Genomic DNA, 26,547 nt, shown 5'->3' with positions numbered 1-26,547 from the left:
GGGGTTATATCTAAGAATTTTATTTTTTATAGATGAACATTAATAGCAATAAGAGCGGGTCGATTTCTAACCCTTTAATCTCCATAATTCTTCCAGTTTATAATGGACAAAAATTTCTCGACAAATCTATTCAAAGTATTCTGGATCAAACTTATAGTCATTTCGAGCTTATAGTTGTTGATGATTGTTCAACAGATCTCACCCCTGATATTATAAAGAGATTTGAAAAACTAGATTCGCGAATAAAATCATTCAGAAACCCTTTCAATAAGAAATTACCCGCGTCTTTAAATCTGGGGCATAAAGTTGCTTCTGGTGATTATTTTACTTGGACTTCAGATGATAATTTGTTAAGAAATAATTTTCTTCAAGTATTAGTAGAGCATATTAGTGAACGCGATAGTGACTTGATCTTTGCAAATTATTTCTTAGTGGATTATCAAGGGGAAGTGCTAAAACCTTTTATTGCAGGTCCTTTAACGAAAATTTTTATTGCCAATGTCTGGGGATGTGCTTTTTTATATAAAAGGGTGGTTTATGAAGATTTAAAAGGGTACGATGAAAACTTATATTTAGTAGAGGATTATGATTTTTGGTTAAGAGCTATCTGTAAATTTAAAGCTGAGCACATTTCAGATTTTATTTATTATTACAGGATTCATGAGGATAGTTTGTCTTCAAAAATTGAATCTAATGAGCTTTATAAGTATAAGTTAGAGAAAGGAATCCGAACTATATTTTTGAAGGTAGGGAAGGATATGGGGTGGAGTAAAACAACTATTTTAATGACGCCAGATTTATATTTTAATAAAAATATAGGGGACATTAATTTACTCTTAAATACCAAGGATAGCTTAATTAAAGATTGGATGAAGAGCGTTTCTTTAAAAGGGGACGAGAGTAAGAGTCTTTCTCTTCTATTATATAAAAGAATACGTGAAATATTACTAAAAGATAATGTCAAACTAAATTTTTTTATGTTGATAATTGTTTTAATCAAAGCACCAAAACTATTGCTTCATCCGAAATTTAGTAAAAAATACACTTTACAAATCTTAAGAAAATGCGTAAGAATTTAAAGGTTGACTTTTGTGATTTCTGGGCATATTTTGATAAAACTGATAATTTTTTCTTCAAGAGTCTAAGTAAGAAATATAATTTATTAATTTCTGATGATCCCGATATATTAATCTACTCTTGTTTTGGAAATGATCATTTAAAATATAAATGTGTTAAAATATTCTATACAGGGGAGAACAAAGTCTCTGATTTTTATGCTTGCGATTATAGTATATCTTTTGAAGATAATAATAATCCAAGACAATTTAAGTTGCCTTATTATGCATTTAGGCTCCTGGAACTTGATTCTATAAATGAATTATTAAAGCCAAAAACGCATGAAGAGGCTTCGTTGATATGGAAAAACAAATCTAAATTTTCTTCTTTTGTTATATCTAATGCTAAGGCAAAGGAAAGAATATCATTTTTTGAAAAGTTAAGTTTATATAAGAGAGTAGAGTCTGGAGGAAGATATTTAAATAATGTAGGTGGCCCAATAAAGGATAAAATTCAATTTATTTCTCAATATAAATTCAATATTGCTTTTGAAAATGAACGCTTTCCTGGCTATTTAACTGAGAAAATAGTTGATGCATTCTTAGCGAATACCATACCAATTTATTGGGGAGATCCATTGATATCTAAAGTCTTTAATGAGAATAAATTTATTAATGTATCTCATTATTCTTCTTATGAAGAGGTCATTGAAAAAATTAAAATTATAGAAAATGATGAGGTCTTAGCTATAAATATGTTATGCGAACCAGTTTTCGAAAATGTTTTGCCGAATGAGTTAAACTTAAGTAAGTTTGAAAATTTCTTATTCGGAATTATTGAAAATAAAAATAAAATTAAGCCTGTGAGCCGAACTTGGAGGAGATATGTTTGTATTTTCAAATATGGTAAGAAAACTTTCGAAAAAAATGTCAAGAGGCTAATAATGAAAACCACGAGATTTTTAAAGTTTTTAATTCTTTGACCAAAGAATTTTTCAAAAACCTCCAAAGCGTTTTTTGAGATTTTTTATTAATCTTCTTTTTCTTCTTTTTAAAGGAAATAATGAATCTTTAAAGATAAAGGGAGAACTACTTTTAGTATCTGAAAAATCAAATTTTTTAAAAACACTATCAATTCTGTCAGTGTGCCTTCCTCTTTTATCACCATATTCTCTCGAAAACCAAGTGTGATATAAAAGAGGTTTTTTTTCATGGTCTAGCACTAGATTAGTTATTGAGTCTTCTTTAAAAGGAAGATATGTATCTAAATAAAGAGCTTTCTCTCCAATTCTTTTTAGCCAAAAATAGAAGCAATAGTATGGTTCACTCATACTTAAAACATTATAGTCGTAAATTAGATGAGATAAATCATCCTCAAATTCATCATTGAGAATATAATGTTCCTTAAGCACTTTCTTTCTATTCCATAAACTCTTTATTTTTCTAAGATTTAAAATAGAGAAGAAAGGATTTATAACATATGGATTTCCAGATCTTTCAGGTAGCATTCCTCCATCTCTAACTCCGCAGGTTATAAAATCATTCTCACTCATATATTCGATTAGAGGGAAAAGTCCTTTAGGTTCGATCAATAGAACATCTTCATCCATCAAAATTACCCAGTCAATATCTTTATTTTTAAATTTTCTCATCATGTACATGATACTGTCGATACCAAACATTCCATTTCTTCCATCAATTACATAAGAGTTTATATTACTAGGGTATAGTAAAGAACTTTTTCTGTAAAGAGTGAAATTGTTTACGGTTGAAAGAATTGCTATTTTACTATTATCCATTGTCATAAATTTGAAGCTAATATATAAATTTAGTATTAGCAAATTTATGGTGTCTATTATTCTATCTACTTATAATCGAGCACACCTCATAGGGGGGACATTACAATCTATTTCTAATCAATCATATAGGGATTTTGAGTGTGTTATAATTGATGATGGTTCTACTGATAACTCATTTGAAGTGATAAAAAGCTTTTTAAAGGATAGTCGTTTTAGATATTATTTAAGGACAAGTAAATACAAAAAAGGATTACCGGGTTGTAGAAATTATGGTCTTGATATCTGCTCAGGAGATTTTGTTATTTTTTTTGACGACGATGATATAGTGCACCCAGAGAATTTGAGGGTTTCTTTAAATGCTATTTTAAAAGAAAAATCAAAGTTTTGTTTATTTGGAAGAGAGGTTTTTTTTGGTGAATTTATTGCTGAGTTTCATTCTTTAGATAATCTTTCAACTACAAAATTGATTGGGCAAGAAATTTTGTATGAAATGGTGACCGGAATTATACCATTCAATAGTTGCGCGGTACTATGGGATTTTTCATGTTTTAATAATTTAAGATTCAATGAAGATTTGCTGTATGCAGAAGAATGGGAATGCTACCAGCGAATATTAAGTAATAAAACAAATGGGGTTAAGATAGACCAAGTTTTATACTATGCTCGAAAGCATCCCGAATCAAATACGGGAGAGTTTTATTCTGGAAACTCAATAAGGTTAAAAAGTTATATTGAAGCGTGCATATTAATTGTGAATAATCTGAACACAAAAAAAATATTTTCATCGAATCTTGTGAAATATTTTACTTGGGTGGCTTATATTCAGAATTCGAATGATCTGTATAACAGTATTATTGCGAGCGACATTCCAAAGTGGCAGAAAGTGAAATCAACATTGTTGTATAAATGTGGTGACTTGATTAAGGGCTATTTGCTATTTAAAAAACGCATAAATTTTCGATGAGAGTATTGATTGTAGCTGATAATATAGATTTTCAAACTTCAAGCGGAGCAAAAGCAAATTGGGCCTTCGCCAGATCACTAGCTTTTAATAATAGGAATAAAGTAAAGGTGTTACACTATAGTTTAAAAGATCTTTCCTCATCTGTAATGGAACTAGTAGAAATTAAAGAAAATAGAAGGGGTTTTTATTTTTACTCTAGTCGATTGCAAAGGGTTATTCGTAGAAATTTTGGAATCGATTTGCCAAAATATATTAATAAATATAGTGGATTTGATCACACCTTTAAAAATGATGTACAAAGTATTGTAAGTTACATTACAAAGGAAAATCCTTCTAAGTATGATTTACTGATCACATTAAGCCAGGGAGCTCAATTTATGAGTCATGCTGCGGTTTTAAAAAGGCAAGAGTGGCACCATAAATGGCTTGCTTATATGCATGATCCATTTCCTATGTGTTGGTACCCTGAGCCGTATAACTGGGTTGAACCTGGATACAAGAAAAAGAAGCATTTTATCATATCTGTTGCAAATAAAGCTAAATGTATAGGTTATCCTTCAAAGAGACTTGCTGATTGGATGGGGCAATTTGAAAATGCTTTTAAAGCGAAATCAATTATTTTAAGACATCAATCTATTGAAGTTAAAAATAGCTTAAAAAATCAACAAGCATATTTTTCAGAAAATAAATTTGTGGTTTTGCATTCAGGTAATCTTCTTAAACAAAGAGATCCCTTTCCTCTTATAGAAGCATGGACTAATTTCTTAAAGAACAATCCAAATGCATCCGATAATGCAAAGTTGGTTTTTTTGGGTAATGGCGAATATCATGAGCCGGAACTTAGCGAAATGTGTTCGAAATATAGTATTCTTAGAATCTCAAAAAACATTGACTATGAAATTGCTAGGCAATTAGAAAGTCGATCTACTATAAATGTTATCCTTGAGGCAAAGGCAGAAATTAGTCCATTTTTGCCAGCAAAGTTTACGGGTTTGGTGTTAGCAAATAAGATTATTTTACATTTAGGTCCAAAGAATAGTGAGGTTTTGGATATTTTAGGGTCATCTTATGAGTGGCATTCTAGCGCAGGTAATGTGGCTGCAATATGTGATTGTTTGTCTAAGCTTTATGATAAGTGGAAAAAGGGCAATTCTTTGACACTGGATAGAAATGATATTTTGAAAGAAATTTCTCCTGAGAAATTAAATAAAATGATCTACAAATCTATTGGAAAGTAAATTATCACACTCAATTGTCATCACAACCCATAATAGGGCAAAGGAACTTCGAGAAACACTTCAACGCATGAAGCAATTGACACAGGGACAGCCTGTGGAGTATATTGTCTATAATGATGCAAGTACAGATGAAACTAAACAAATTTTAAATAATTTTAAAGATGTTAGGATAATAAACGGCATTAAGAATATTGGCCTTATTGCAGCACGCAATATTCTAATGCAAGAAGCTCGTGGGGAATATATTTTGTCTCTTGATGATGATTCTAATATTGTCAACAAGAATTTTATGCATAATATTGAAAACTACTTTATCGAGAATCCTAGATGTGCTGTAATCGCAACAAGAATATTTTGGGGGAAGACCTTCCCTGATAATTATACTATCAATGAGCAGATTACAACTGTTAAGTCATTTGTAGGTTGCGGGCACATCTGGCGAAAGTCTGCGTGGTTAAATATTGTAGAGTACCCAGAATGGTTCCAATTTTATGGGGAAGAAGATTTTGCATCTATTAATCTTTTCATTAATAATTGGGAAGTAAATTATGTTCCCAATATAGTCGTACATCATAGGGTCGATTTGTTGGCTCGCAAAGGGGATAAGGATAATTTTAGACGTGCGAAATTATCGCTAAGATCGGGGTGGTTTTTAATTTTACTTTTTTATCCTCTAATGAGTATACCTAGAATAATGATTTATACTATCTGGGTTAAAATCAAAAATCGTGTTTTTAAGGGTGACTTTAATGCTCTTTGGGTAATTTTTGCTGCACAATGGGATGTAATTGTGAACATGCCTAAAATACTATCCAATCGAAATCCGATGACAAAGAAAGAATTTATAACTTATAAAAAGTTAGAGGAGACTAAGGTTTACTGGAAGCCAAATCTATAATATGAACTTGCAAAAGGTAATTTTATAACTAATGCGAAAGGGATCGAATCCGCAAAAAAAAGATTTCAAGGTTGCTAAGATTAAAAATCATCACGTGGTTATGGTACTTTTTGTACCTGAGCTAAAAGGCTATTATGAAAATCTCTTTGAAGTTTTTAAACTTTCCATACAATCATTATATCTTACTTTACCTTTAACTTCTTCAATTACAATAGTTGATAATAATAGTTGTAAAGAGGTGAAGGATTTTTTGATAAGGCTACATAAGGATAACAAAATCCATGGCTTACAACTTCTAAATGAGAATATAGGGAAAATTGATGCTTTAATTGGGGTTGCGCGTTCCTTAAGAGAGGATTATATTACGTTATCCGATTGCGATATTCTTTTCAGACAAGGTTGGGTTAATGCAACATTTGATATATTCTCTAAAATAGGAAAGACAGCATCAGTATCTCCCATTCCTACAAGAGGTTTAAGCTATTATACATTTAGTCTACAGAAAGATATTCTTTTGAAAAAAATCAAGTTAAGATTTAAATCATTTCCTTTAAATCACAAAGACTATAATTTGTTTTTAAATAGTATCAATTGGGATATTTCTGATAATAAGGACTGTAAATGGCCAGTTATTTATAAAGGAGAAGAGGATGTGGCCATAATGGGTAGTGATCATCAGGTACTTACTCTTAAAAGATCTATTTTATTTAAAAACTCCCCAAAGGAACCATCCTATGTTAAAGTTGGTAACCTCTCAGAAGAAAATTATATAGACTTTCCAATAGACGTGAGTGGAGGCTATAGACTGTCAACGCTTAAGTTTTATGCACAGCATATGGGTAATAAACCTGAGGCTTGGATGTACAAAGAACTAGAAAAGCTTAAAAGCAATCAAGGGAAAATTGACTTGTTCCATTTAAAAGAAGATTATTACGATAAGAAATCTTTCAACATAATAGGTCACAAATTAGTGAAGCGAATTGTAAAAAAACCTTTTCAATGGATTTCAAAAGGCATGTTGTGAAAAGGACCTATGGATAAAAATCAAAAATATCTAATCATCATCCCCGCTCGCGCGAATTCACAGCGCCTTCCGGGGAAAAACATGAAGCTTTTAGACGGTATTCCTCTTATAGCGCATTCAATCAATTATGCTCAAGAATGCGGAATCGAGAATATTGTTGTCACTTCAAATGATTATGATGTTTTGGCTTACGCCAAAAATAATCAGGTTGAAGCAATTGAAAGACCTAATGCCTTAGCGGGAAATGAAGAGCCAGTGATCACGGCGTTACAACATGCTATTGATCAAATTGGTCAAGATTTTAAAGCTGTTGTTTTGCTTCAGCCCACAAATCCACTAAGGCCAAAGAATCTTTTAGCAGAAGCTATAGAAATATTTGAAAAAGAGAATATAGATTCATTTATGACAGTATCCAAGCTAGAAAAAAAGCTTGGCAAAATTACAAATCATCAATTTCAGCCGTATAATTATACAATGGGGCAACGTAGTCAAGATCTCGAGCCTTTATTCTTTGAGAATGGTTTGCTCTACATTTTTACACCAAAACTTCTTCAGGAAGGTAAATTGATCGGGGATAATAATTATGCAATGGTTGTCGAGCATCCATTTGCAGAAATTGATATTGATACTCAAGAAGATTTTGATAAAGCAGAACTATATTTAAAACATTACGTTCACTAGTAGATGGTTTTATAACTTTGTCTAGCAAAATTTCATTAAATCATGAATCCCCAAATAGAAATAGCAGGTCGAAAAATCGGTCCAGAACATCCCCCGCTAGTCATCGCCGAAATAGGTATTAACCATGAGGGTTCTTTGGCTGTAGCCAAAGAAATGGTAGATGCGGCAGCACGCGCAGGTGCTGAGGTTGTAAAACATCAAACACATATCGTGGAAGATGAGATGAGTGGTGAAGCAAAGAAAGTTATTCCTGGCAATGCAGATGTATCCATTTATGAGATAATGAAGCGTTGTGCGCTTAATGAAGCAGATGAAATTGCGCTAAAGGAATATGTAGAATCAAAGGGAATGATTTTTATTTCTACTCCTTTTTCAAGAGCGGCGGCAAACCGACTCCAAAAAATGGATGTTACTGCATTTAAAATTGGTTCTGGTGAATGTAATAATTATCCACTTTTAAAGCATATTGCTTCCTTTGGAAAGCCCGTTATTCTCAGTACAGGGATGAATGATTTGGCAAGCGTTGCTAAAGCAGTTGAGATTTTTAAAAATTACGACGTGCCAGTTGCGATACTGCACACGACAAATTTATATCCTACTCCGGTAAATTTGGTGCGTTTTGGAGCAATGACACAGCTGCATGAAGCCTTTCCTGATTTGCCTTTTGGACTTTCAGACCATACATTATCTAATCATGCATGTCTGGGAGCAGTGGCGCTTGGAGCTTCGATATTAGAAAGACACTTTACCGACCATAAAGCGCGAACAGGTCCAGACATTATCTGCTCTATGGATGAGCAGGAATGTAAAGAATTGATTGAAGGAAGCAGCTTGATTTGGCAAATGCGCGGCGGTAAAAAGGAAGCTGCTAAAGAAGAAAAGGTGACAATTGATTTTGCCTTTGCTACAGTTTGTACAATTAAGCCTATAAAAAAAGGAGAGCAGTTCACAGAAGAAAATATCTGGGTAAAGAGACCAGGAACAGGAGAAATTCTTGCAGAAGAATACGAGCAGGTTCTTGGCAAAATCGCAGCTGTTGATATTGATGAAGATGCTCAATTAAAGAGAGATTATTTGGCTTAAAGCCAAGAAAGCATTAACTAATAAATACCTAAGTGAAAATCAAAGCTCTGAAGAAAATTATAAATGGTCTACTATCGTATTCCGATTTAAGACTAGTAAATAATTCTTCTTATCAAAAAATATTAGAATCAAAAAAAAGACTAGATTCACTGGGTTTTTGTATTAATTATAATGAGAGTATAATAGGACAATACTGTGCTAAAAAGTCTTTTAGCAAATCTCAATTAAAACAAGATTTGTTTGTGCTTTGTGAAACAGATTTTAAAAGGAATGGTTTTTTTGTAGAATTTGGAGCTACCAACGGAATTGATTTAAGCAATACCTATTTACTTGAGAAAGAATTTGGTTGGCAAGGTATTCTAGCAGAGCCCGGAAGAAATTGGCATGAGGCTCTTTTTAAAAATAGAAGCTGTGAAATAGAAACAAAGTGTATTTATAGTTCAACTGGGAGAAATATACTTTTCCATGAAGTCGATATGCCAGAGTTATCTACAATTTCAGAGTATTCAAGTCAGGACTACCATAGTCAATTTCGACGAAATACAAAAGAATACAGGGTAAAAACATTGTCTTTAAATGATTTGCTAACTATTCATCAAGCTCCTATTGAAATAGATTATATCTCCCTAGACACAGAAGGTTCAGAGTATGAAATTTTAAAAGGCTTTGATTTCTCAAAATATAAAATCAAAGTTTTGACTATAGAACACAATTATACGGCTAGTCGTGAGTTGATTTATGAATTGATGATATCTAATGGATATCATAGAGTTTTTCAAAACTATAGCATGTTTGATGATTGGTATGTTTTAAAGGACTTATGCTGAAGAAAACCTTGAAAAAAATCCTATTTCTTACCGGTACCCGTGCAGACTTTGGCAAGTTGAAGTCTCTCATTCAGGTGGTTCATGATTCCATGGAGTTTGAATACTGCATTTTTGCAACAGGGATGCATCTTTCAGATAAGCATGGGCTTACGGTTATTGAGATTGAGAAATGTGGTTTTAAGAATATTCATCGGTTTGAAAATGCTACTTCTGAGGCTACGATGGACTTGACACTTGCTAAAACCATTGAAGGCTTTTCAGCTTTTGTAAAGCAGGAAAACTCTGATTTAATTATTGTGCATGGAGATAGAGTAGAAGCGCTCGCTGGTGCAATTGTGGGCTCCCTTAATAATATTCTTGTAGGTCATATTGAAGGCGGAGAAATCTCTGGAACTGTTGATGAATTGATTAGGCATTCAGTGAGTAAATTGTGCCATGTGCATTTTGTTTATAACAAGACCGCGGCTAAAAGACTGGTGCAAATGGGTGAAAGAGAAAGCTCTATTTTTCAGATTGGTTCGCCAGATTTAGACGTGCTTTTTGATAAGAATTTGCCAAGCCTAGAAAAAGTAAAGAACTACTATGAAATTCCGTTTAAGCAATATTCGGTTGTTCTTTATCATCCTGTTACAACAGATTTTAGCAATTCAAAGAAGCATGCTAATACATTTGTAAAAACACTTCTTGGCGATGAGGGAAATTATGTGGTAGTTTATCCCAATAATGATTTGGGTTCAACCCAAATCTTGGAAGCTTATGAACAGTTAGAAAACAATCAGAGATTTAAGATATTTCCCTCGTTACGTTTTGAATATTTTATTACGCTTTTGCGAAATGCAGATTTTCTTATAGGCAACAGCAGTGCCGGAATTCATGAAGCGCCTTATCTGGGCGTCGCCAGTATAAATATTGGTAGGCGTCAGGAAAATCGGGATATTGAAACTTCTTCAATCTTGCATGCAGATAATATTGAAGCTGAAATTAAAGCCGCCATTGAGCAAGCGAGGGAAATGGAAGTTGAAGCAAAAGAAATCAAGAGTAGCGAAAAAGCTTCAAGTGCATTTCTTAAGGCTCTTAATAACGATACGCTCTGGGCGATTGACCATCAAAAACAATTTAGGGATATTTAGCCTATTGCTTTAAATAGCGTATTTTCGCCTAACCCTAAAATCTTCACATTGAGAAACAAAACCCTTGGCATTGTAATTACTGACGGTGTAGGTTATAGAAATTTTATTTTAAGTACTTTTTTGGCTAAAGCCAAAATGAGTTTTTCTCAAATCATCATATTTTCTGGTTTGCCAGCATCAGCATATCCTGAGCTTGAAGAGGCTGTTTTTAAAATCGTAGAACTTCCTGTTTTTACTGAAAATAAACTGAATTGGTATTGGCGAAAAGCCAAAGAAGTTGCGCATCTACAGAAGTATAAAGACAATCCAGGTATCAAGGATAATTTAAACATGAACCGTAAAAAGGGCTGGTCGCCTAATTCGGTTCTTGTGAAATCTATTTACGCTTTTACCCGTTTTTTACATTCTGAAAATTGGATTGAAAATTATGAACGTCTACAAGAAAAGAGTTTTGCTAAAAGCGAAGTCGTTAAGAATTACAAGGAGCTTTTAGAAGAAAATCCAGTTGATTTATTATTCTTTACGCATCAGCGTCCGCCTTTTATTTCGGCTTTGGTGTATTGTGCAAAGGCTCTCAAAATACCGACTTCAGCATTTATTTTCTCATGGGACAACTTGGCTTCAAAAGGTCGTATGGCAGCAAAGTTTGATTACTTTCTAGTGTGGAGTGATTTGATGAAAAGCGAACTTTTGCGTTTTTACGAAAATGTAACTGTGGACAAAGTTTCAGTTGTGGGAACTCCACAGTTTGAGCCGTATGTTTTGGATGAATTTGGTCTAGAGAAGGAAATGTTTTTGAGAAAATTTGGGCTTGACCCAAATAAAAAAATAATCTGCTACAGCTGTGCAGACAAATCAATCGGGCCTAATGACCCATTGGTGATTAAAACAATTGCCGAAGCTATTGATAATGGTGTTTTAAAGAATTGTCAATTGCTGGTTCGTACTTCTCCGGCAGAGGATGAAAGTAGATTTTTGCCTACAAAGCAGGCGTATCCTTCTATAAATTGGAATCATCCCGTGTGGCATTTAACGCGAGAAAATCATCCTGAACCTTGGTCACAACGGGTAGCGACAAAAGATGATATTTCTGATTTGAAGTCGATTTTGCAGTTTTGTGATATTAATGTGAATATGTGCTCTACGATGAGCCTTGATTTTATGTTGTATGATAAGGCTGTGGTAAATACGGTTTTTGGGAATAAAGAAAGCGGACTCTACGATGACCAGCGATTTTTGAACTATGAACATTATGATAATGTTGTAAAAAGTGGCGCTGTCGTAATCGCAAAAACAGAAAATGAATTGCTCGATGCCTTAAATGCATATTTAGAAAATCCATCTCTAGACGCTGAAAATCGTAAAAAACTCATCGACCTTCAAGTAGGTCAACCTTTAGAAAAAACTACGCAGGCCTGCGTGAATGCACTTGCTGATGTCATCAATTAAAAAGAACATTGCGGTAATCTGTAAATATGCCCTTAGGCCTGATAGGATAGGAGGTATGGACAGGTTCTATGTGGCTTTTGATGCAGCTGTAAAAAATCTTGGGCACGATATTGAGTGGTTTTTTGTGGATGTTAAGTCATTTGATTTTTATAATGATTTAAAGATTCACAGTGCTCAAGGCGGTGCTGTAGAGCAGTGCTTCTTAAACCGGGCGTCATCAAATGAGGTGAAATATGACGTTGTCATCACCCATTTTATTGAGTTGTGTACACCGTTTTACAAATCGGTAAAAAGTTTAGACATTGACAAAATCATTGCGGTAGACCACAATCCACGACCTCTAAATGGTTTCCCTTTGAAGAAGCGTTTAAAAAACAAGCTGAAAGGAATTTTATATTCAAAGTATATAGACCTTTTTGTGGGCGTGTCTCAGTACACGGTTGATAATATCCTGAGGGATTATGGGAGTTTTTTAAAGAAGAAAACCCAACGCATTTATAACGGCATTGATACTTCGGTTTATAAAAATCAGAGTGATAAAACTTCGGGTAAAAAACGCTTTATTGTGGTTTCTCATCTTCGGGAATCAAAGGGCATTCAAGATTTGCTTGAAGCTGCACGATTGATGGATTCTGGCTTACGCCAAAAGTTTACTATAGACATTTTTGGTGAAGGTCCACTAGAAGATAATTTCAAGGAATTTACTGCTCAGAATAATTTATCTGAAAGCATAAAATTCCACGGAAGCTCTTCTGATATTCCGGCATTTTTATGTGATTATGATTATTTGCTCCAGCCTACGTACATGGAGTGTTTCAGCCTTTCTATTCTTGAGAGTTTGTCAGCAAACGTTCCTGTGATAACCACGACCGTGGGCGGTAATCCCGAAATCATAAAGAACGGTGAGAATGGTTATTTGTTTAGCGCAAAAGATATTTTGGCTTTAAGCCAAATAATAACTGAAATAGTTGAGGGAAAAAGAGCAATTGAAGAAGAAACCCGAAATTTGATTGAAGAAAAATACAATCTTGAACGTATGGTGCAAGACCATCTAAAATATATTGCTTAATGCATCTAGGCTTTCTCACTCCAGAATATCCACATGAGAAACTTGGTCATAGCGCCGGGTTAGGGACGAGCATAAAAAATATGGTGGGAGCTCTAGTGAAAAATGGAGTAAAAGCGACTGTTTTTGTCTATGGCCAGCAAGAAAACGAAATCTTTAAGGATGGAGATGTAGTTGTTCATTCCATAAAAAAGAGAACATATAAAATTGGTGGCTGGTATTTACATAGAAAATTCATTCAGCGGTATGTAAATAAGGTTGTGCTTCTGGAAAAAATTAATGCCATTGAAGCGCCAGATTGGACGGGGGTTACAGCGTTTATGAAATTTAAATGTCCGCTGGTAATACGCTTTAATGGTAGTGATTCGTATTTCTGTAAGATTGAAGAAAGAAAGCAGAAAAAGAAGAACTTCTATTTTGAGAAATTTGCTCTACAAGATGCAGATTATCTGCTTTCCGTTAGTGAGTTTACAGCCCAAGAAACCCGTAAGATTTTTGATTTAAAAAAAGAAATCCAAGTTATTCCTAATAGCATTGATACAAATGTTTTTGCACCTGATGAATCTGTAAAAGTTGAGCCTTTCAAGATTCTGTACTTTGGAACAATTATCAGGAAAAAAGGTGTATTAGAGATTCCAGAGATTTTCAATAAGGTGGCTAATCAAATTCCCAATGCTGAAATTTACTTTGCAGGTGTTGATGTAGTGGATAGTAAGACTGGGAATTCGACATTGGAGTTGATGATGAGTACTTTGGGCGAAAGTCATAAAAATAAAGTGCACTATCTAGGGAAATTGCCTTACGGCGAAATCAAAAAAGAGATTCAATCTGCGGCGGTAATTATTTTGCCTAGTTATGCCGAGGCTTTACCTATGACATGGATTGAAGCAATGGCGATGGAAAAGGCTTTGGTGACTTCAGATATCGGTTGGGCAAAAGAGGTGATGGTTAATGGAGAAACCGGTTACACTGTTAATCCTAAAAATCATCAGGAATACGCTGATAAGATTATTGAATTGCTGCATGATGAAAGTCTTAGAGAAAGGATGGGAAGAGCAGCAAGAAGAAGGGTTGAAGAAAGGTTTTCAAATATGATAGTGGCTCAAAGAAATATTGAGTTTTATAAAAATATAACTGCCTGATGCAAGAATATATCACATCTAGCGGAGAAGTTCTGTTGTATAGTGGCAAGCCAGATTTAAGTTTGCTAGAAGGGTTAGCTCATGGCCCCGGAGACCTTTGGCATAGCGGCTGTCAGCAAGGTTTTAAAAATGCATTTAAAGAGATCATTTATCAAACTGCAACATTTTGGTGGTATCTTAATGATTTTGAAAATATAGATCCCGCTATTAGTTGGCGTTTAAATCCTGAAGCATTTGTGGTCCGTAAGTCCGTTTGGGAGCATCTGGGCGGTTTTGATGATAAATATGAAGGAGCGGCGATTAAAGGTTTGGACCTAGCATATCACATGTTGAGAAATCTTGGTGGAATTCCACTCAACGTTACTAATTTGTTTCCTGCAGAGAATAATGAAGTCAAGATTTCAGCTGTTGATCGCTATAGATTTTTTCTAAAGCATTTCAAAAAACATCATAGTTATTATATGATGTTGCGTAAGGGAATTTTTAAATTTCCGGCAGAATACAGAGCTTTTAAAAAGGCTCAAGAAGATCCTGCTTCTAAAAAAATAAGTGAGGTTATCAAATCAAGAGAGCTTCAAGAAATAAAGGGAAATCCTAAAGTTTGTGCTGTGATTCCCACAATGCGTAGACAGGATTTTATGCTTAAGTTACTTCGTGATCTTGACGCACAGACTTATCCTTTGCATCAAGTAGTTTTGGTAGATGCAACTCCGCCAGATGAGCGAAAGGAAGGGATTTATCAATCTATCGATACTGCATACCAATTAACGGTGATCTGGCAAACTTCTAAGGGTAGTTGCCGAGCCCGCAATGAAGCTATTGAGGCGTGTGTTGGCGATTACATCATATTTGGAGATGACGATATTAGAGTGCCGCCTGATTTTGTAGAAAATCATATTCGCACTTTACAAACCTATGGCGCAGATGCAGCAAATGGTTTAGACATTAGAGCAAAAGCACCAGATGATGATCTAGATAATTTATACAATTACTTAAGCGATTACGACAAGAGTTTCTTTAGAGTTGGTGCCGCACAAAGCTTCAGTAATGCAAACTCTTGTGTAAAAATAGAGTGGGTAAGAAAGCTTGTAGGTAACGATATAAACTATGATGGCGGTTATGGAGAAGACGGTGATTTTGGTATTTCGCTTACGCGAAAAGGAGCCATTGTCATTCACAATCCACATTCAGTAAACTTGCACCTTAAGCCACCCGCTGGAGGTTATAGATGGTGGGGCGAACAAGCCAAAGTTATAGGCAAGAAAAGAAAAAAACAACCTTGGGAATTGGATCATCCAGTACAAGGCTTGGCGCCAAAACCTAGCCCGACAGTTATGTATCAAATCATGAAATTTCATGATGCATCGGAGGTTAAAGAATATAAATGGAAATATTTCTTTATTTATCTCTTTCAATCAAAAGAAGGGACGATCTTTTCACGAATTTTGCATTTACCCAGACGATTGAAGCAATTCAAGAAATCACAGTTTTACGCAAAAAATCTCCTGAAGCTTGGAACAAGGCATAAATAACAGACTTTCATTTGCGCTTATTGTTTGCACTTACAAGCGTGCAGTTCCTCTTGTCCTGTTGCTTGATTCTGTTGTGCCTCAATCTTATTTTCCAGATCAAATTCTAATTGTTGATGGTTCTGAGGATAATGAAACTAGAATTGCACTTCAACAAAAGAATTATCAAAACTTAGAGTGTTTTAAGATAAACCCTGAAGATCGCGGAATAACGAGACAGCGTAATTTTGGGATAGACAAAGTGCATAAAAGTATTGATGTTGTCTGCTTTCTTGATGATGATATAATTTTAAAACCTAGATATTTTGAGCATTTGATCAATACGTATCAGAAATTTCCAGAAGCTTTGGGAGTTGGTGGTTATATTGATAATGAGGTGAAGTGGGAGAAGAGGTCTTTTGGCTTTAAGCCAAATAAAAATGAGTTTTTTTACGATGGTTATTGCCGTAAGGATGGAAGCCGATTTGTTCTAAGAAAAAAGCTTGGTCTAGATGCTGATAGGCCACCGGCACATTTCCCGGATTTTGGTCATGGTAGAAGTGTTTCGTTTTTACCGCCTTCAGGAAAAATTTATGAAGTAGAGCAGTTTATGGGTGGTGTGGCTTCATACCGAAAGGAAGTTTTTGAAAAACTAAGCTTCTCAAAATACTTTGAAGGATATGGTCTTTATGAAGATGCCGATTTTACCTTGAGACTTTCAAAATTAGGAAAGCTGTTTGTGAATACGGCTGCTCGGCTAGAGCATCATCATGATCCGTCTGGAAGACCAAATATGTTTAAGTACGGAAAAATGGTTGTGCGCAACGGCTGGTATGTATGGCGAGTAAAATATCCTAAGCCATCGATCAAGGCTAGACTAAAATGGAATGCGACAGCTTTATTGCTCACTCTTGTGAGAGCATCAAATGTGATCACTACTTCAAAAAGAAAAATGGCGTTTCAAGAAACACTGGGACGAATAATGGGATGGTTTAGTGTTATTTTTAATAAGCCAAAAGTTCAATGAGATTTTTGATCGTTAGTCATACGCCGCATTTTATTGAACAAAAAGACATTTATGCTTATGCACCCTATGTTCGGGAGATGAATATTTGGTCAAAGTATGTTGATGAAATTGAGGTTGTAGCACCACAGAAAGATTCTAGAAAAAGAATTGATTCTGCTTACGAGCATAAACAAATTGAGCTTACGAGAATTCCGGCGATTGATATTACATCATTTGCAAACGCATTGAGAGCTTTGGTGTTGCTTACGGTAATCTTTCTGAGAATTGTTGTTGCAATGCGACGAGCAGATCACATTCACTTAAGATGTCCTGGAAATATCGGTTTGATAGGATGTTTTGCTCAGGTGTTCTTTCCGCGAAAGCGAAAAACAGCAAAATATGCGGGTAATTGGGATCCTTATTCTAAACAACCGAGGAGTTACAGGTTGCAGAAGTGGATTTTAGCGAATAAATTTTTGACCAAGAATATGCAGGTTTTGGTGTATGGCGATTGGCAATCAATATCAAAAAATATCAAGCCGTTCTTTACTGCAACCTATGCTGAGGAGGATAAACAGGCAGTCCCGATTAGGAAATATGATCTTCCTTTACGTTTTGTTTTTGTGGGTTCTCTAGTCTCTGGTAAGCGCCCGCTGTATGCTTTAGAATTGGTTGATGCGTTGATAAAAAAAGGGTTTCCTTCTGAAATTCATTTTTATGGCGATGGCCCTGAAAGAGAAACGTTAGAGAATTATATTCTGGATCATAATTTGAAAAATATCGCGTATTTGCATGGCAATCAAAATATGGATGAGGTGAGAAAGTCATATTCAAAAAGTCATTTTTTGATCTTGCCATCAAAGTCTGAAGGCTGGCCTAAGGTTGTTGCAGAAGCGATGTGGTGGGGCGTTATCCCTATAGTTACTAAAGTTTCTTGCGTGCCGTGGATGTTAGATTTTGGCAAAAGAGGAGTACTTATAGATGCTCATTTAGATGATGATTTAGAAAATATTCAGGATGTTCTAAAAGATAAGTCAGCGTTAAAATTAATGTCTCAGGATGCTGTTGAATGGTCTATAGAATATACGCTTGACAAGTTTGAGTCTGAAATAAAGAAGCTTTTATAATGCGCGTTTTACAAGTCATAGACAGTTTGCAGTTGGGCGGAGCAGAGCGCATGGCGGTCAACTATGCAAATGCGCTTGTAGGCAAAATTGACGCTTCATATTTGTGTGCGACACGTGAAGAAGGTGATCTTAAGGATGAAATTTCAGATGAGGTTGGTTATCTGTTTTTAGATCGTAAATCCACATTAGATTTTAATGCGTTACGCCGACTTTTAAAATTCATAAAGAAGAATATGATCACGGTAATTCATGCGCACAGTAGCAGTTGGTTTATTTCGGCTTGCGCCAAAATGTTATCGCCGGGAGTAAAATTAGTTTGGCATGATCACTATGGTAATAGTGAAAATCTAGAGTTGAGGCCTTCAAGATTTCTTAGAATATTCTCTCATCAATTTGACATGGTATTTGCCGTAAATGATAAGCTTAAGAAGTGGGGAATTGATAAATTATCAATCAAGAGAATATTCGTTATTCGGAATTTTATAAAAATACTACCGTATAAAGAAGATTATAAAAGAAGTGAATATTTTAATATAGTTCACATAGCTAATTTTCGACCTCAGAAAAATCATATCTTTCTTTTAAATTGTTTTAAGAAGATTGTTAAGGAATATCCCTCATGTCGACTTCACTTATATGGTAAAAAATTTAATGATGCGTATAGCTCAAAAGTTTTATCAACCATTGAAGAATTAGAATTAAAGGATGTTGTTGCTGTACATCAAGAAAATCCAAATATATCTGAAAATATCTATAAATATGATCTTGGCGTTTTAAGTTCAATATCTGAAGGTTTGCCTTTAGCTTTGCTTGAATATGGTATGGCTGGTTTACCAGTTGTAATTACTGATGTAGGACAATGTCGAGATGTGGTAGGGGAATTTGGAGCGCTAGTGCCATCAAACTCTATAAATAAATTTATATCAGAAGTAAGACAGGTAATTGAAAACAAATCACAAGCTGAATTGAAGGGAAGTTTGCTTAGGCAGCACGTTTTGGCAAACTTTAGTAAAGACTCAATTATCACAGGAGTTGTGGAGTATTATAGTCAGATTTGAAAGAGATTTTAAAAATAGGATACATTAAGCTTTTACTTATTCATATAGGTATAGGTTTTGGTGTTTATATTTTTAGACCTATAGCAATACTTTACTTCTTTGCGACATTAATTTTCTTCACATTTAAAATTTTTCAAACAGCAAACAAAAGAAATGCTGCTCTCATCGCTGCGGTCTATGTTACTGCTGGAGAGGTTTTTTTTAGAATGACCATTAGTGAATCTATACTGCCTTGGGATGGAGGGAAATATAGTGTGATTGCTTTTGTGACATTCGGACTTTTTTTTAGCGGAACCTCGAGAAAATCGATACCCTATTGGATTTATCTGCTTTTGCTCATTCCAGGAATTGTATACTCCGCAGTTACACTCGATTATGACACCGATGTAAAGAAGGCGATTTTCTTTAATCTGAGTGGACCAATTTGTCTTGGGATAGCAGCATTGTATTGTTATAATAGGAATATTACTAAAGCGCAATTGCAGCAAGTTTTGTGGTCATTAGCAATGCCGGTTGTAGCTATGACTACTTATCTTTATTTCTATACGCCAGCAACACAATCTGTGTTAAATGGTACCGCTTCAAATTTCGCTTTATCTGGAGGTTTTGGGCCAAACCAAGTGTCCACAGCTTTAGGTATAGGCATGTTCGCAGTTTTTACTCAAATTCTAATTCACTCAAAGAATAGATTTTTATTGATTGTAAATGTTTTATTACTCGGTTTGATCACTTATCGGGCGATAATTACATTTTCAAGAGGTGGTGTTCTTACAGCTTTATTGATTAGTATAGCATTTGTTTATGCCTATTTTCAAGGTGTATCTATTTCGCGGAAGCGTAATCTGGTAGGATACATTGCGGTTATTGCCGGAGTTTTATTCTTAACATGGTTTATCACATCTATAAGAACTCGAGGTCTTATTGATATGAGATACGCAAATAAAGATGCAGCAGGTAGAGTGAAGGAAGACCTTTCTACAGGAAGAAAGGAGCTTATAAGCTCAGAGTTGACCTTTTTTCTAGATAATCCTATAATGGGTATAGGTGTTGGTAAAACGAGAGAATACAGAGAAGAGAAATACGGTATTCTCGCAGCGACTCATAATGAGGTCAGTAGGCTTCTGTCTGAGCATGGGATTTTCGGTGTGGCGGCGTTGATAATATTAGTTTTAACTCCGTTTACCTACAGACTACAAAACAGAAAGAACTATCTTTTTTTCTCATTTTTGGGCTTTTGGTTCTTAACCATAAATCACTCGTCAATGCGAATTGCGGCCCCTGCATTGATCTATGCACTTTCGTTACTTAATATAGTCGATGACAAAAAGGAAGAAAATACTGTACATAGGGAACAAATTAGCGCATAAGAGAACAGCTACGTCCATTGATACTCTAGGCCCACAATTGGAAAGTCTTGGTTTTGATTTGCAGTATTCTTCTCATTTTTATTATAAGCCGCTTAGGTTTTTGCATATGATGTTATGTGCTTTATTCACTAAATATGATTTTTTAATCATAGATGTTTATAGCACAACAAATTTTTGGTATGCTTACTTTTCTTCGGTAGTGGCTCATTTTAGAAAGAAGAAATACATTCCTATTTTACATGGTGGAGATTTGCCGAGGCGCTTTAATTCAAATAGGGATAAGATGGCGTTTGTGCTATCCCAGGCCTATACGGTTGTTTCTCCCTCAAACTATTTGCTTGATTTTTTTAAGAGATGCAGCTTCAATAAACTTGTGCATATTCCTAATTCGATAGATTTAGATAAATATATATTTAAAAAAAGACCCAGGCTTTCGCCAAAATTACTCTGGGTGCGTTCATTTGCTGATATCTATAATCCTTCTATGGCGATCGAGGTTTTTGAGAAGTTGAAAGTGGACTTTCCTGATGCGGAACTTTGCATGGTCGGTCCTGAAAAAGACGGGAGTTTAGAAGCTTGTAAACATTTGGCTGCAGCCAAAAAATTACCTGTGCGTTTTACAGGGAAATTGGAGAAATCTGAATGGACTGCACTCGCAGCAGAATATGATATTTTTATAAATACCACACGCTTTGATAATATGCCAGTAAGTGTTATTGAAGCAATGGCGCTGGGTTTGCCTGTGGTTTCTACTAATGTTGGCGGAATTCCTTTTATGCTAGAGGATAAAAAAACTGCTCTTCTTGTTGAAAATGAGAATGTAAATGAAATGTATGACGCCTTTAAGTCTCTTCTGATTAACCCTGAATTTGCTTCAAAAATCGCTTTTAATGCAAGAAAGCAGGCTGAGAATTATGATTGGGAGATTATCAAGCATCAATGGGAGGATTTATTGGTTTAAAATCAAGTATATTTGAGGGGTCAAAACATTGCCCCTATGTCTTGGTTGCCCAACATTCACTTTGATATCTCTGAACGCAAGGTTCTTCTGCGCTTCATTGACGTGGTGGTGATTTTTGTTTCGCTAGCTTTTTTCTCACGAATTTTAGAGTTTAATTACTTTGTTATCACAAGAGCAAGATGGTCTTGGATCTTAGTTTTATTTACCTATTTTTCGGTTTTTGCTAGCATTTTTGAGCTTTATGATCTGCGTATGGCAAATAGTTATACTTCAACGTTGCGTAAAGTGATATTGACCATTTCGGCAACTGTATTGTTCTATTTGTTGACGCCGTTTTTCACACCAGTTTTACCAGAGAATCGTTTTCAGATCTTGGCATTTTATCTTGCCATGGTCGGCGGACTAGTGATCTGGCGATATGCTTATATCTCGCTTATTGCGATTCCGAGATTTTATAAGAAGATCCTTGTTGTAGGTGATGCGTATGATATTGAGTATATAATAGAGAATCTTCAAAAAGCAGATCCTAATTATAAAGTTGTAGCCTTTGTAAATACTGAGCAAGAAACAAATACTCCAGATGCTTCTCGAGAAATAAAGAGTATCACTGTAAGTAAGCTGCAGATGGCGGTAAAACGTCTTGGTATCTCAGAGATCGTCGTTTCGAGTACGGCGAGTGGTATAGACACTGCTTTATATAATAAACTCATCGTGTTGTTAGAGCGTGGCTATTCAATACGCGAATTTACGCAGGTGTATGAAGAATTAACATATAGACTTCCTGTGCATCATGTAGGGAAGGATTTTTATAAATATTTCCCGTTTAGCCGAAATAATCAAAACAGGTTTTACCTCTTTTTCCACCGTCTTTTTAATGTTGTTTTCTCGATATTTATTTGCTTACTAACGTTGTTGTTCATACCGTTTATTTTGATAGGGAATCTTCTGGGGAATCGCGGAAAACTTTTTTACACTCAAGAACGCGTGGGGAGAAACGGTATTCCGTTTACCATTATTAAATTCAGGACTATGGTAGCAGATGCCGAAAAGAACGGAGCGCAGTATTCACAAAAAAACGATCTACGTGTGACGCCTTTTGGTAAATTCATGCGTTATACTCGGCTAGATGAATTACCACAGTGTATCAACATCCTTAAAGGTGATATGAGTCTGATAGGACCGAGACCAGAGCGTCCGGTTTTTGTAAAAGAACTTTCAGAGAAAATACCGTTTTATGAGATAAGGCACATCGTAAGACCTGGTCTTACCGGCTGGGCTCAAGTAAAAGGTCGCTACGCCAGCACAGATGATGATGCGTTAGAGAAGTTGCAATACGATCTTTACTACATCAAGCATCGCAATATTTTTCTGGATATTGATATTATTATTAAAACGATAAGCACCGTTATTTACTATCGCGGTCAATAAAAAAAGGTCTGACGTTAAGTCAAACCTTTTTCTGTATTTATTCTTTTGGCTGTAGCCAAAACATCTACGCCATTTGCGCTTTATTGAATTTCATCTCATATTCTTCAATGGCTTCTGCAATTGCTTCAGAATTCTTTGAAACGCGCTCATGCGCCTCATCCATTGCCTTCTCCAGTTCCTTGTCTGGATGGCTGAATAGATCTGTAATCACGTGATTGATCTTATCTAAAATGCTGTCTTGACTATTCTTGATATCCTCAAGTTTGTTCAACATTTTTTGCATTTCATCATATTTTGCTTGATCCATAATTTTCAATTTTTTAATCTATATCTTATAAGATACAGGTAAACCGAAGTCGTGGACGTGTTTTTAACCCTTTGTTAAATAGGGTTTTGCAAAACATTATGATTCTGAGTCAGCCAATTCTTCTTTGTATGATGGGTAATCAGTGTAACCTTCTGTGCCGGTGGTGTAAAATGTATTTTCATCCCAAGCTGCTGTAGGTGCGTTAATTGCATAGCGCTCTACTAAGTCTGGATTAGAGATATATAGTTTACCAAAAGCTACTAGATCTGCATCACCATTTTTAATAACTGCGTTTCCTTTTTCCTGATCAAAGTTGGCGTTGATCATCAGATTACCTTTATAAATCGGGCGGTAATGTTTCGCGATCTCGGTTTCAAGAAAGTCAATATCACTTACATCTGTAAACGGCTCCGAAAGGTGTAAATACGAAAGATCATAGTCGTTAAGACGCTCTACGATATAATCAAATGTTGGGATCGTTTCTTCTGTGGCTTCAATGCCAAAAACACCATTGAGCGATGGATTAAGACGCACACCAATTCTGTTTTCTGGCCAGATTTCTTTTACCTTATCTAAGGTTTCAAAAAAGAAACGCGTTCTGTTTTCTACGCTTCCGCCGTATTGATCGTCTCGCTGATTTGCATTTTCATTAAAAAATTGATGAAATAAATACCCATTAGAAGAATGTATCTCAATACCATCAAAACCTGCTTCTTTTGCGTTTTTAGCGGCATTTACAAAATCTTCTTGTGTGCGTTTAATATCTTCTAAAATCATTGCACGTGGCTCAACAGTGTCTTTAAAACCTTCTGGTGTGAATGATTTTGAATCTGGATTTACAGCACTAGGAGCTAACGGTTTCTCACCATTATGAAAATCTGGATGCGACATTCTACCTACGTGCCACAGCTGGATAAAGATCTTACCATCTTCTTTGTGCACTGTATCTGTAACTTTCTTCCAAGCCTCAACTTGCTCTTCAGAATAAATTCCTGGAGTGTTGATGTAACCCACAGCTTCTTTAGAAACTTGTGAACCTTCAGAGATTATTAAGCCTGCCCCAGCACGTTGCTTGTAGTATTCTTGATGAATTTCAGTAGGGATATTTTCTTTATTGTCAGCACGGCTACGTGTCATTGGCGCCATGATAACGCGGTTTTTCAGTTGTAGTCCGTTAAGGTTATACGCTTGTAATAGCGGTTGATCGCTTTGCATGATTTTTTGATTTTTCCGGCTTTTTCAGCCATTATTTAGAAATTACAAAGAGTCAGTCTTACAAAAAGCAAGTCACTTACTTTTGTATAGTTAAACTAATCCTAAAATCTGGTGAGCGATCGGGTTGAGGTTCTTTTGGCTTAAAGCCAAAAAAAAACTGACGCAAGGCCAGTAATTTTTTAAAGTATTGTATGTGTGCAGGATCTAGTCTACGATTATATTTTGCTTCATCTCTTGTTGACGCATAGGCATCTGATCGATGTTTAGAAAAACATCCTTAGGATCTGAAAAATATTCTTTGCGTGACTTCACACCACCATCCTTACCTATTAAAAGGAAACCGGGATAAGAGGCAGTGATCTGGTATTTCTTTCTGATTTCGGAAACTTCCATTTTTTGAATTGCTCGTAGATCTGCGTCGTAGATCTTGCCTTTGCAAAGCACAAAAAGAATAATGTTGCGGTCGCTGATCTTTTTTGGGAATTCTTGAAAAGCATCCCATTGCGCCCTGAAATCTTCGTTAGAAAGCGTAGGAGTGTTAAAAACGATGATTCTGTTTTTCCACTTTAATTTAGAAAAATCCTGCTGTGCTGCTGTATTCATGCTTATTAAAAGAGTTATGATGATTAGATGAAAGCGCATTAGTGTGCGGCTTGTTTTTTAAGCAATTCTGGGAATTTTGCTTTAAACCTGTTCAATCTTGGGATCGAAACATTTTTTATATACGGCTCATTAGGGTGAAGTCGCTCATAATTTTGATGATAATCTTCGGCCTTCCAGAACTTTTGAAATGGTACAACCTCTGTCACGATATCACCGTCAAAGGTAGTTTTGTTTAGTTCATCAATTACATCTTCAATGATCTTTTTTTCGCTTTCATTTTGATAAAAAACAATAGATCTATATTGCTTGCCGCGGTCTGGACCTTGGCGATTTAGCGTTGTGGGATCTTGCGAACCAAAAAATACTCTTACCAATGTTTCATAAGAGATCACTTCTGGATCATAATATACTTCTACAGCCTCTGCGTGACCAGTTCTACCATAACTTACCTCTTTGTAGGTAGGATTTGATTCTTTACCGCCGCTGTACCCGCTAACGGCTTCTTTAACGCCTTTAAGACTTTCAAAAACTGCTTCTACACACCAGAAGCAACCGCTTGCAAAATATGCACGCTCGTAACCTTCTACAGGTTGCGTTTGCACAGGGTCTTGCATTGCTAGCTGTGTGTTTGCTGTTTTCTGTTCGGCATTCTTACAACCTGTAACAAGAAAAAGTGTTGTAAGGATAAGATATAAAGATTTCATGCTTTTGATTTAAAATGCAAAGTTAGAGTATTGACAAACGCATGGCTGTCAAGGTCTTGTTAAAGCCATAAAATAAAAAAGCCTCGCTGTTGCGAGGCTTAATGTCATATTTACAAACTAGTTACTATAGTTTAGCAAAGATGTTTTCCATTCTTTCTTGCTCTTCGCGAGCTAGTTCTTCGTCTACAAGGATACGTCCACTGTGCTCATCTGTGATGATCTTTTTGCGTGAAGCGATTTCCATTTGTACCTGTGGAGGAATGGTGAAGAAAGAACCACCAGAAGCTCCTCTTTCAATAGGAACGATGGCAAGACCGTTACGAACGTTAGATCTGATGCGCTTGTAAGCTTTTACAAGACGATCTTCAATGTTTTGCTCGTATTCATCACTTTGAGAAAGTAGCGCTTGCTCTTCTTTTTGCGTTTCAGCAAGAATCTCGTCAAGTTCTCCTTTTTTGTGATTAAGGTGTGCTTCGCGTTCAGAAAGTCTTTCTTTCGTTTTCTCGATCACTTCCTTTTTCTGCTCTATTTGAGCTTTGTATTCTTTGATGTTCTTTTCGGCAAGTTGAATTTCAAGTTCTTGAAATTCAATCTCTTTGCTTAAAGAGTTGTATTCTCTGTTATTTCTAACATTCTTTTGTTGCTCTGCGTATTTCTTGATGGCAGCTTTGCTTTCTTCAATAAGATTCTTCTTAGCCTTAACTTGCTCATCGATCATATCACGCTCTGCATCAAGTTTTTCAAGGCGTTTGTTTAGGCCAGCTACTTCGTCCTCAAGGTCTTCAACCTCAAGTGGTAATTCACCTCTTACGCTACGAATAGTGTCTATTCTAGAGTGTATAAGTTGAAGGTCATAAAGTGCTCTTAACTTTTCTTCAACCGTAGCTTCATTCTTCTTTGCCATGCG

26 protein-coding genes are annotated in these 26,547 nt (G+C 35.5%); 20 read left to right on the top strand and 6 right to left on the bottom strand.

All coding sequences use genetic code 11. From position 1 onward, the window contains the following. Positions 1–32: 32 nt before the first annotated feature. Together ACZ5L8_RS10900 and ACZ5L8_RS10895 are read left to right on the top strand one after the other, a co-directional pair. Positions 33–1,079: a glycosyltransferase family 2 protein gene (locus ACZ5L8_RS10900; RefSeq protein ID WP_464437416.1), complete on the top strand. Its 1,047-nt coding sequence runs from the start codon at positions 33–35 to the stop codon at positions 1,077–1,079. Then, positions 1,064–2,038, top strand: a complete 975-nt coding sequence (locus ACZ5L8_RS10895; RefSeq protein WP_464437414.1) for a glycosyltransferase family 10 domain-containing protein — start codon at positions 1,064–1,066, stop codon at positions 2,036–2,038. Before ACZ5L8_RS10900 ends, ACZ5L8_RS10895 begins: the two co-directional genes overlap by 16 nt. 12 nt (positions 2,039–2,050) lie before the next feature. On the opposite strand, the gene ACZ5L8_RS10890 is transcribed toward ACZ5L8_RS10895, so the two are convergent. Then, positions 2,051–2,854, bottom strand: coding sequence for a hypothetical protein (locus tag ACZ5L8_RS10890; protein WP_464437412.1), 804 nt, complete (start codon positions 2,852–2,854; stop codon positions 2,051–2,053). A gap of 10 nt (positions 2,855–2,864) precedes the next feature. Here ACZ5L8_RS10890 and ACZ5L8_RS10885 point away from each other — a divergent pair, with 10 nt between their 5' ends. The 18 genes from ACZ5L8_RS10885 to ACZ5L8_RS10800 are packed head-to-tail and all read left to right on the top strand — an operon-like array spanning position 2,865 to position 22,811. After that, on the top strand, positions 2,865–3,818 hold the full coding sequence (locus ACZ5L8_RS10885) for a glycosyltransferase family 2 protein (protein ID WP_464437410.1): 954 nt from the start codon (positions 2,865–2,867) through the stop codon (positions 3,816–3,818). Then, entirely contained in the window at positions 3,815–5,056 is a 1,242-nt protein-coding gene (locus ACZ5L8_RS10880) for a glycosyltransferase family protein (protein ID WP_464437408.1), read from the top strand. The genes ACZ5L8_RS10885 and ACZ5L8_RS10880 overlap by 4 nt, the downstream gene beginning before the upstream one ends. Continuing rightward, positions 5,046–5,954: a glycosyltransferase family 2 protein gene (locus ACZ5L8_RS10875; protein WP_464437407.1), complete on the top strand. Its 909-nt coding sequence runs from the start codon at positions 5,046–5,048 to the stop codon at positions 5,952–5,954. Before ACZ5L8_RS10880 ends, ACZ5L8_RS10875 begins: the two co-directional genes overlap by 11 nt. Before the next feature lie 31 nt (positions 5,955–5,985). Next, entirely contained in the window at positions 5,986–6,978 is a 993-nt protein-coding gene (locus ACZ5L8_RS10870; protein ID WP_464437405.1) for a glycosyltransferase family A protein, read from the top strand. Between the two features lie 9 nt (positions 6,979–6,987). Then, complete coding sequence (locus tag ACZ5L8_RS10865; RefSeq protein ID WP_464437403.1) at positions 6,988–7,659, top strand: acylneuraminate cytidylyltransferase family protein; 672 nt, start codon at positions 6,988–6,990, stop codon at positions 7,657–7,659. 42 nt (positions 7,660–7,701) lie between these two features. After that, positions 7,702–8,742, top strand: coding sequence for an N-acetylneuraminate synthase (gene neuB, locus ACZ5L8_RS10860; protein WP_464437401.1), 1,041 nt, complete (start codon positions 7,702–7,704; stop codon positions 8,740–8,742). A 32-nt stretch (positions 8,743–8,774) separates the two neighbouring features. Further along, on the top strand, positions 8,775–9,569 hold the full coding sequence (locus ACZ5L8_RS10855; RefSeq protein WP_464437400.1) for an FkbM family methyltransferase: 795 nt from the start codon (positions 8,775–8,777) through the stop codon (positions 9,567–9,569). An 8-nt stretch (positions 9,570–9,577) separates the two neighbouring features. Then, on the top strand, positions 9,578–10,699 hold the full coding sequence (neuC, locus tag ACZ5L8_RS10850) for a UDP-N-acetylglucosamine 2-epimerase (RefSeq protein ID WP_464437397.1): 1,122 nt from the start codon (positions 9,578–9,580) through the stop codon (positions 10,697–10,699). Between the two features lie 48 nt (positions 10,700–10,747). Further along, positions 10,748–12,148, top strand: a complete 1,401-nt coding sequence (locus ACZ5L8_RS10845) for a hypothetical protein (protein ID WP_464437394.1) — start codon at positions 10,748–10,750, stop codon at positions 12,146–12,148. Next, positions 12,135–13,217 carry a glycosyltransferase family 4 protein gene (locus ACZ5L8_RS10840; protein WP_464437391.1) on the top strand — a complete coding sequence of 361 codons (1,083 nt, stop codon included), beginning with the start codon at positions 12,135–12,137 and terminating at the stop codon, positions 13,215–13,217. The genes ACZ5L8_RS10845 and ACZ5L8_RS10840 overlap by 14 nt, the downstream gene beginning before the upstream one ends. Beyond that, positions 13,217–14,356: a glycosyltransferase family 4 protein gene (locus ACZ5L8_RS10835; protein ID WP_464437389.1), complete on the top strand. Its 1,140-nt coding sequence runs from the start codon at positions 13,217–13,219 to the stop codon at positions 14,354–14,356. Before ACZ5L8_RS10840 ends, ACZ5L8_RS10835 begins: the two co-directional genes overlap by 1 nt. Further along, entirely contained in the window at positions 14,356–15,888 is a 1,533-nt protein-coding gene (locus tag ACZ5L8_RS10830; protein ID WP_464437388.1) for a glycosyltransferase family 2 protein, read from the top strand. The genes ACZ5L8_RS10835 and ACZ5L8_RS10830 overlap by 1 nt, the downstream gene beginning before the upstream one ends. Further along, positions 15,869–16,891, top strand: coding sequence for a glycosyltransferase family 2 protein (locus ACZ5L8_RS10825; RefSeq protein ID WP_464437385.1), 1,023 nt, complete (start codon positions 15,869–15,871; stop codon positions 16,889–16,891). The genes ACZ5L8_RS10830 and ACZ5L8_RS10825 overlap by 20 nt, the downstream gene beginning before the upstream one ends. Further along, on the top strand, positions 16,888–17,997 hold the full coding sequence (locus ACZ5L8_RS10820) for a glycosyltransferase family 4 protein (RefSeq protein ID WP_464437383.1): 1,110 nt from the start codon (positions 16,888–16,890) through the stop codon (positions 17,995–17,997). The genes ACZ5L8_RS10825 and ACZ5L8_RS10820 overlap by 4 nt, the downstream gene beginning before the upstream one ends. Then, positions 17,997–19,055, top strand: coding sequence for a glycosyltransferase (locus ACZ5L8_RS10815; RefSeq protein WP_464437381.1), 1,059 nt, complete (start codon positions 17,997–17,999; stop codon positions 19,053–19,055). Before ACZ5L8_RS10820 ends, ACZ5L8_RS10815 begins: the two co-directional genes overlap by 1 nt. Then, positions 19,052–20,422 (top strand): O-antigen ligase family protein, encoded by a 1,371-nt coding sequence (locus tag ACZ5L8_RS10810; RefSeq protein WP_464437378.1) that lies wholly within the window; start codon positions 19,052–19,054, stop codon positions 20,420–20,422. Before ACZ5L8_RS10815 ends, ACZ5L8_RS10810 begins: the two co-directional genes overlap by 4 nt. Beyond that, positions 20,373–21,383, top strand: coding sequence for a glycosyltransferase family 4 protein (locus ACZ5L8_RS10805; protein ID WP_464437375.1), 1,011 nt, complete (start codon positions 20,373–20,375; stop codon positions 21,381–21,383). The genes ACZ5L8_RS10810 and ACZ5L8_RS10805 overlap by 50 nt, the downstream gene beginning before the upstream one ends. 36 nt (positions 21,384–21,419) lie before the next feature. Beyond that, positions 21,420–22,811, top strand: coding sequence for a sugar transferase (locus ACZ5L8_RS10800; RefSeq protein ID WP_464437373.1), 1,392 nt, complete (start codon positions 21,420–21,422; stop codon positions 22,809–22,811). A gap of 64 nt (positions 22,812–22,875) precedes the next feature. Here ACZ5L8_RS10800 and ACZ5L8_RS10795 read toward each other — a convergent pair whose 3' ends face one another. From ACZ5L8_RS10795 to ACZ5L8_RS10775, 5 genes are all read right to left on the bottom strand, one after another. After that, positions 22,876–23,118, bottom strand: a complete 243-nt coding sequence (locus tag ACZ5L8_RS10795; protein WP_462597320.1) for a hypothetical protein — start codon at positions 23,116–23,118, stop codon at positions 22,876–22,878. Positions 23,119–23,214: 96 nt separating this feature from the next. Next, positions 23,215–24,333: an alkene reductase gene (locus ACZ5L8_RS10790; protein WP_464437372.1), complete on the bottom strand. Its 1,119-nt coding sequence runs from the start codon at positions 24,331–24,333 to the stop codon at positions 23,215–23,217. A 204-nt stretch (positions 24,334–24,537) separates the two neighbouring features. Then, positions 24,538–24,936: a DUF4174 domain-containing protein gene (locus ACZ5L8_RS10785; RefSeq protein WP_464437370.1), complete on the bottom strand. Its 399-nt coding sequence runs from the start codon at positions 24,934–24,936 to the stop codon at positions 24,538–24,540. A gap of 38 nt (positions 24,937–24,974) precedes the next feature. Continuing rightward, complete coding sequence (msrA, locus tag ACZ5L8_RS10780; RefSeq protein WP_464437367.1) at positions 24,975–25,640, bottom strand: peptide-methionine (S)-S-oxide reductase MsrA; 666 nt, start codon at positions 25,638–25,640, stop codon at positions 24,975–24,977. A 124-nt stretch (positions 25,641–25,764) separates the two neighbouring features. Beyond that, positions 25,765–26,544, bottom strand: coding sequence for a zinc ribbon domain-containing protein (locus ACZ5L8_RS10775; RefSeq protein ID WP_464437366.1), 780 nt, complete (start codon positions 26,542–26,544; stop codon positions 25,765–25,767). Positions 26,545–26,547: the final 3 nt, after the last annotated feature.

This window comes from Leeuwenhoekiella obamensis (assembly GCF_055391795.1).
This window is presented reverse-complemented; position numbering and strand designations above follow the sequence as displayed.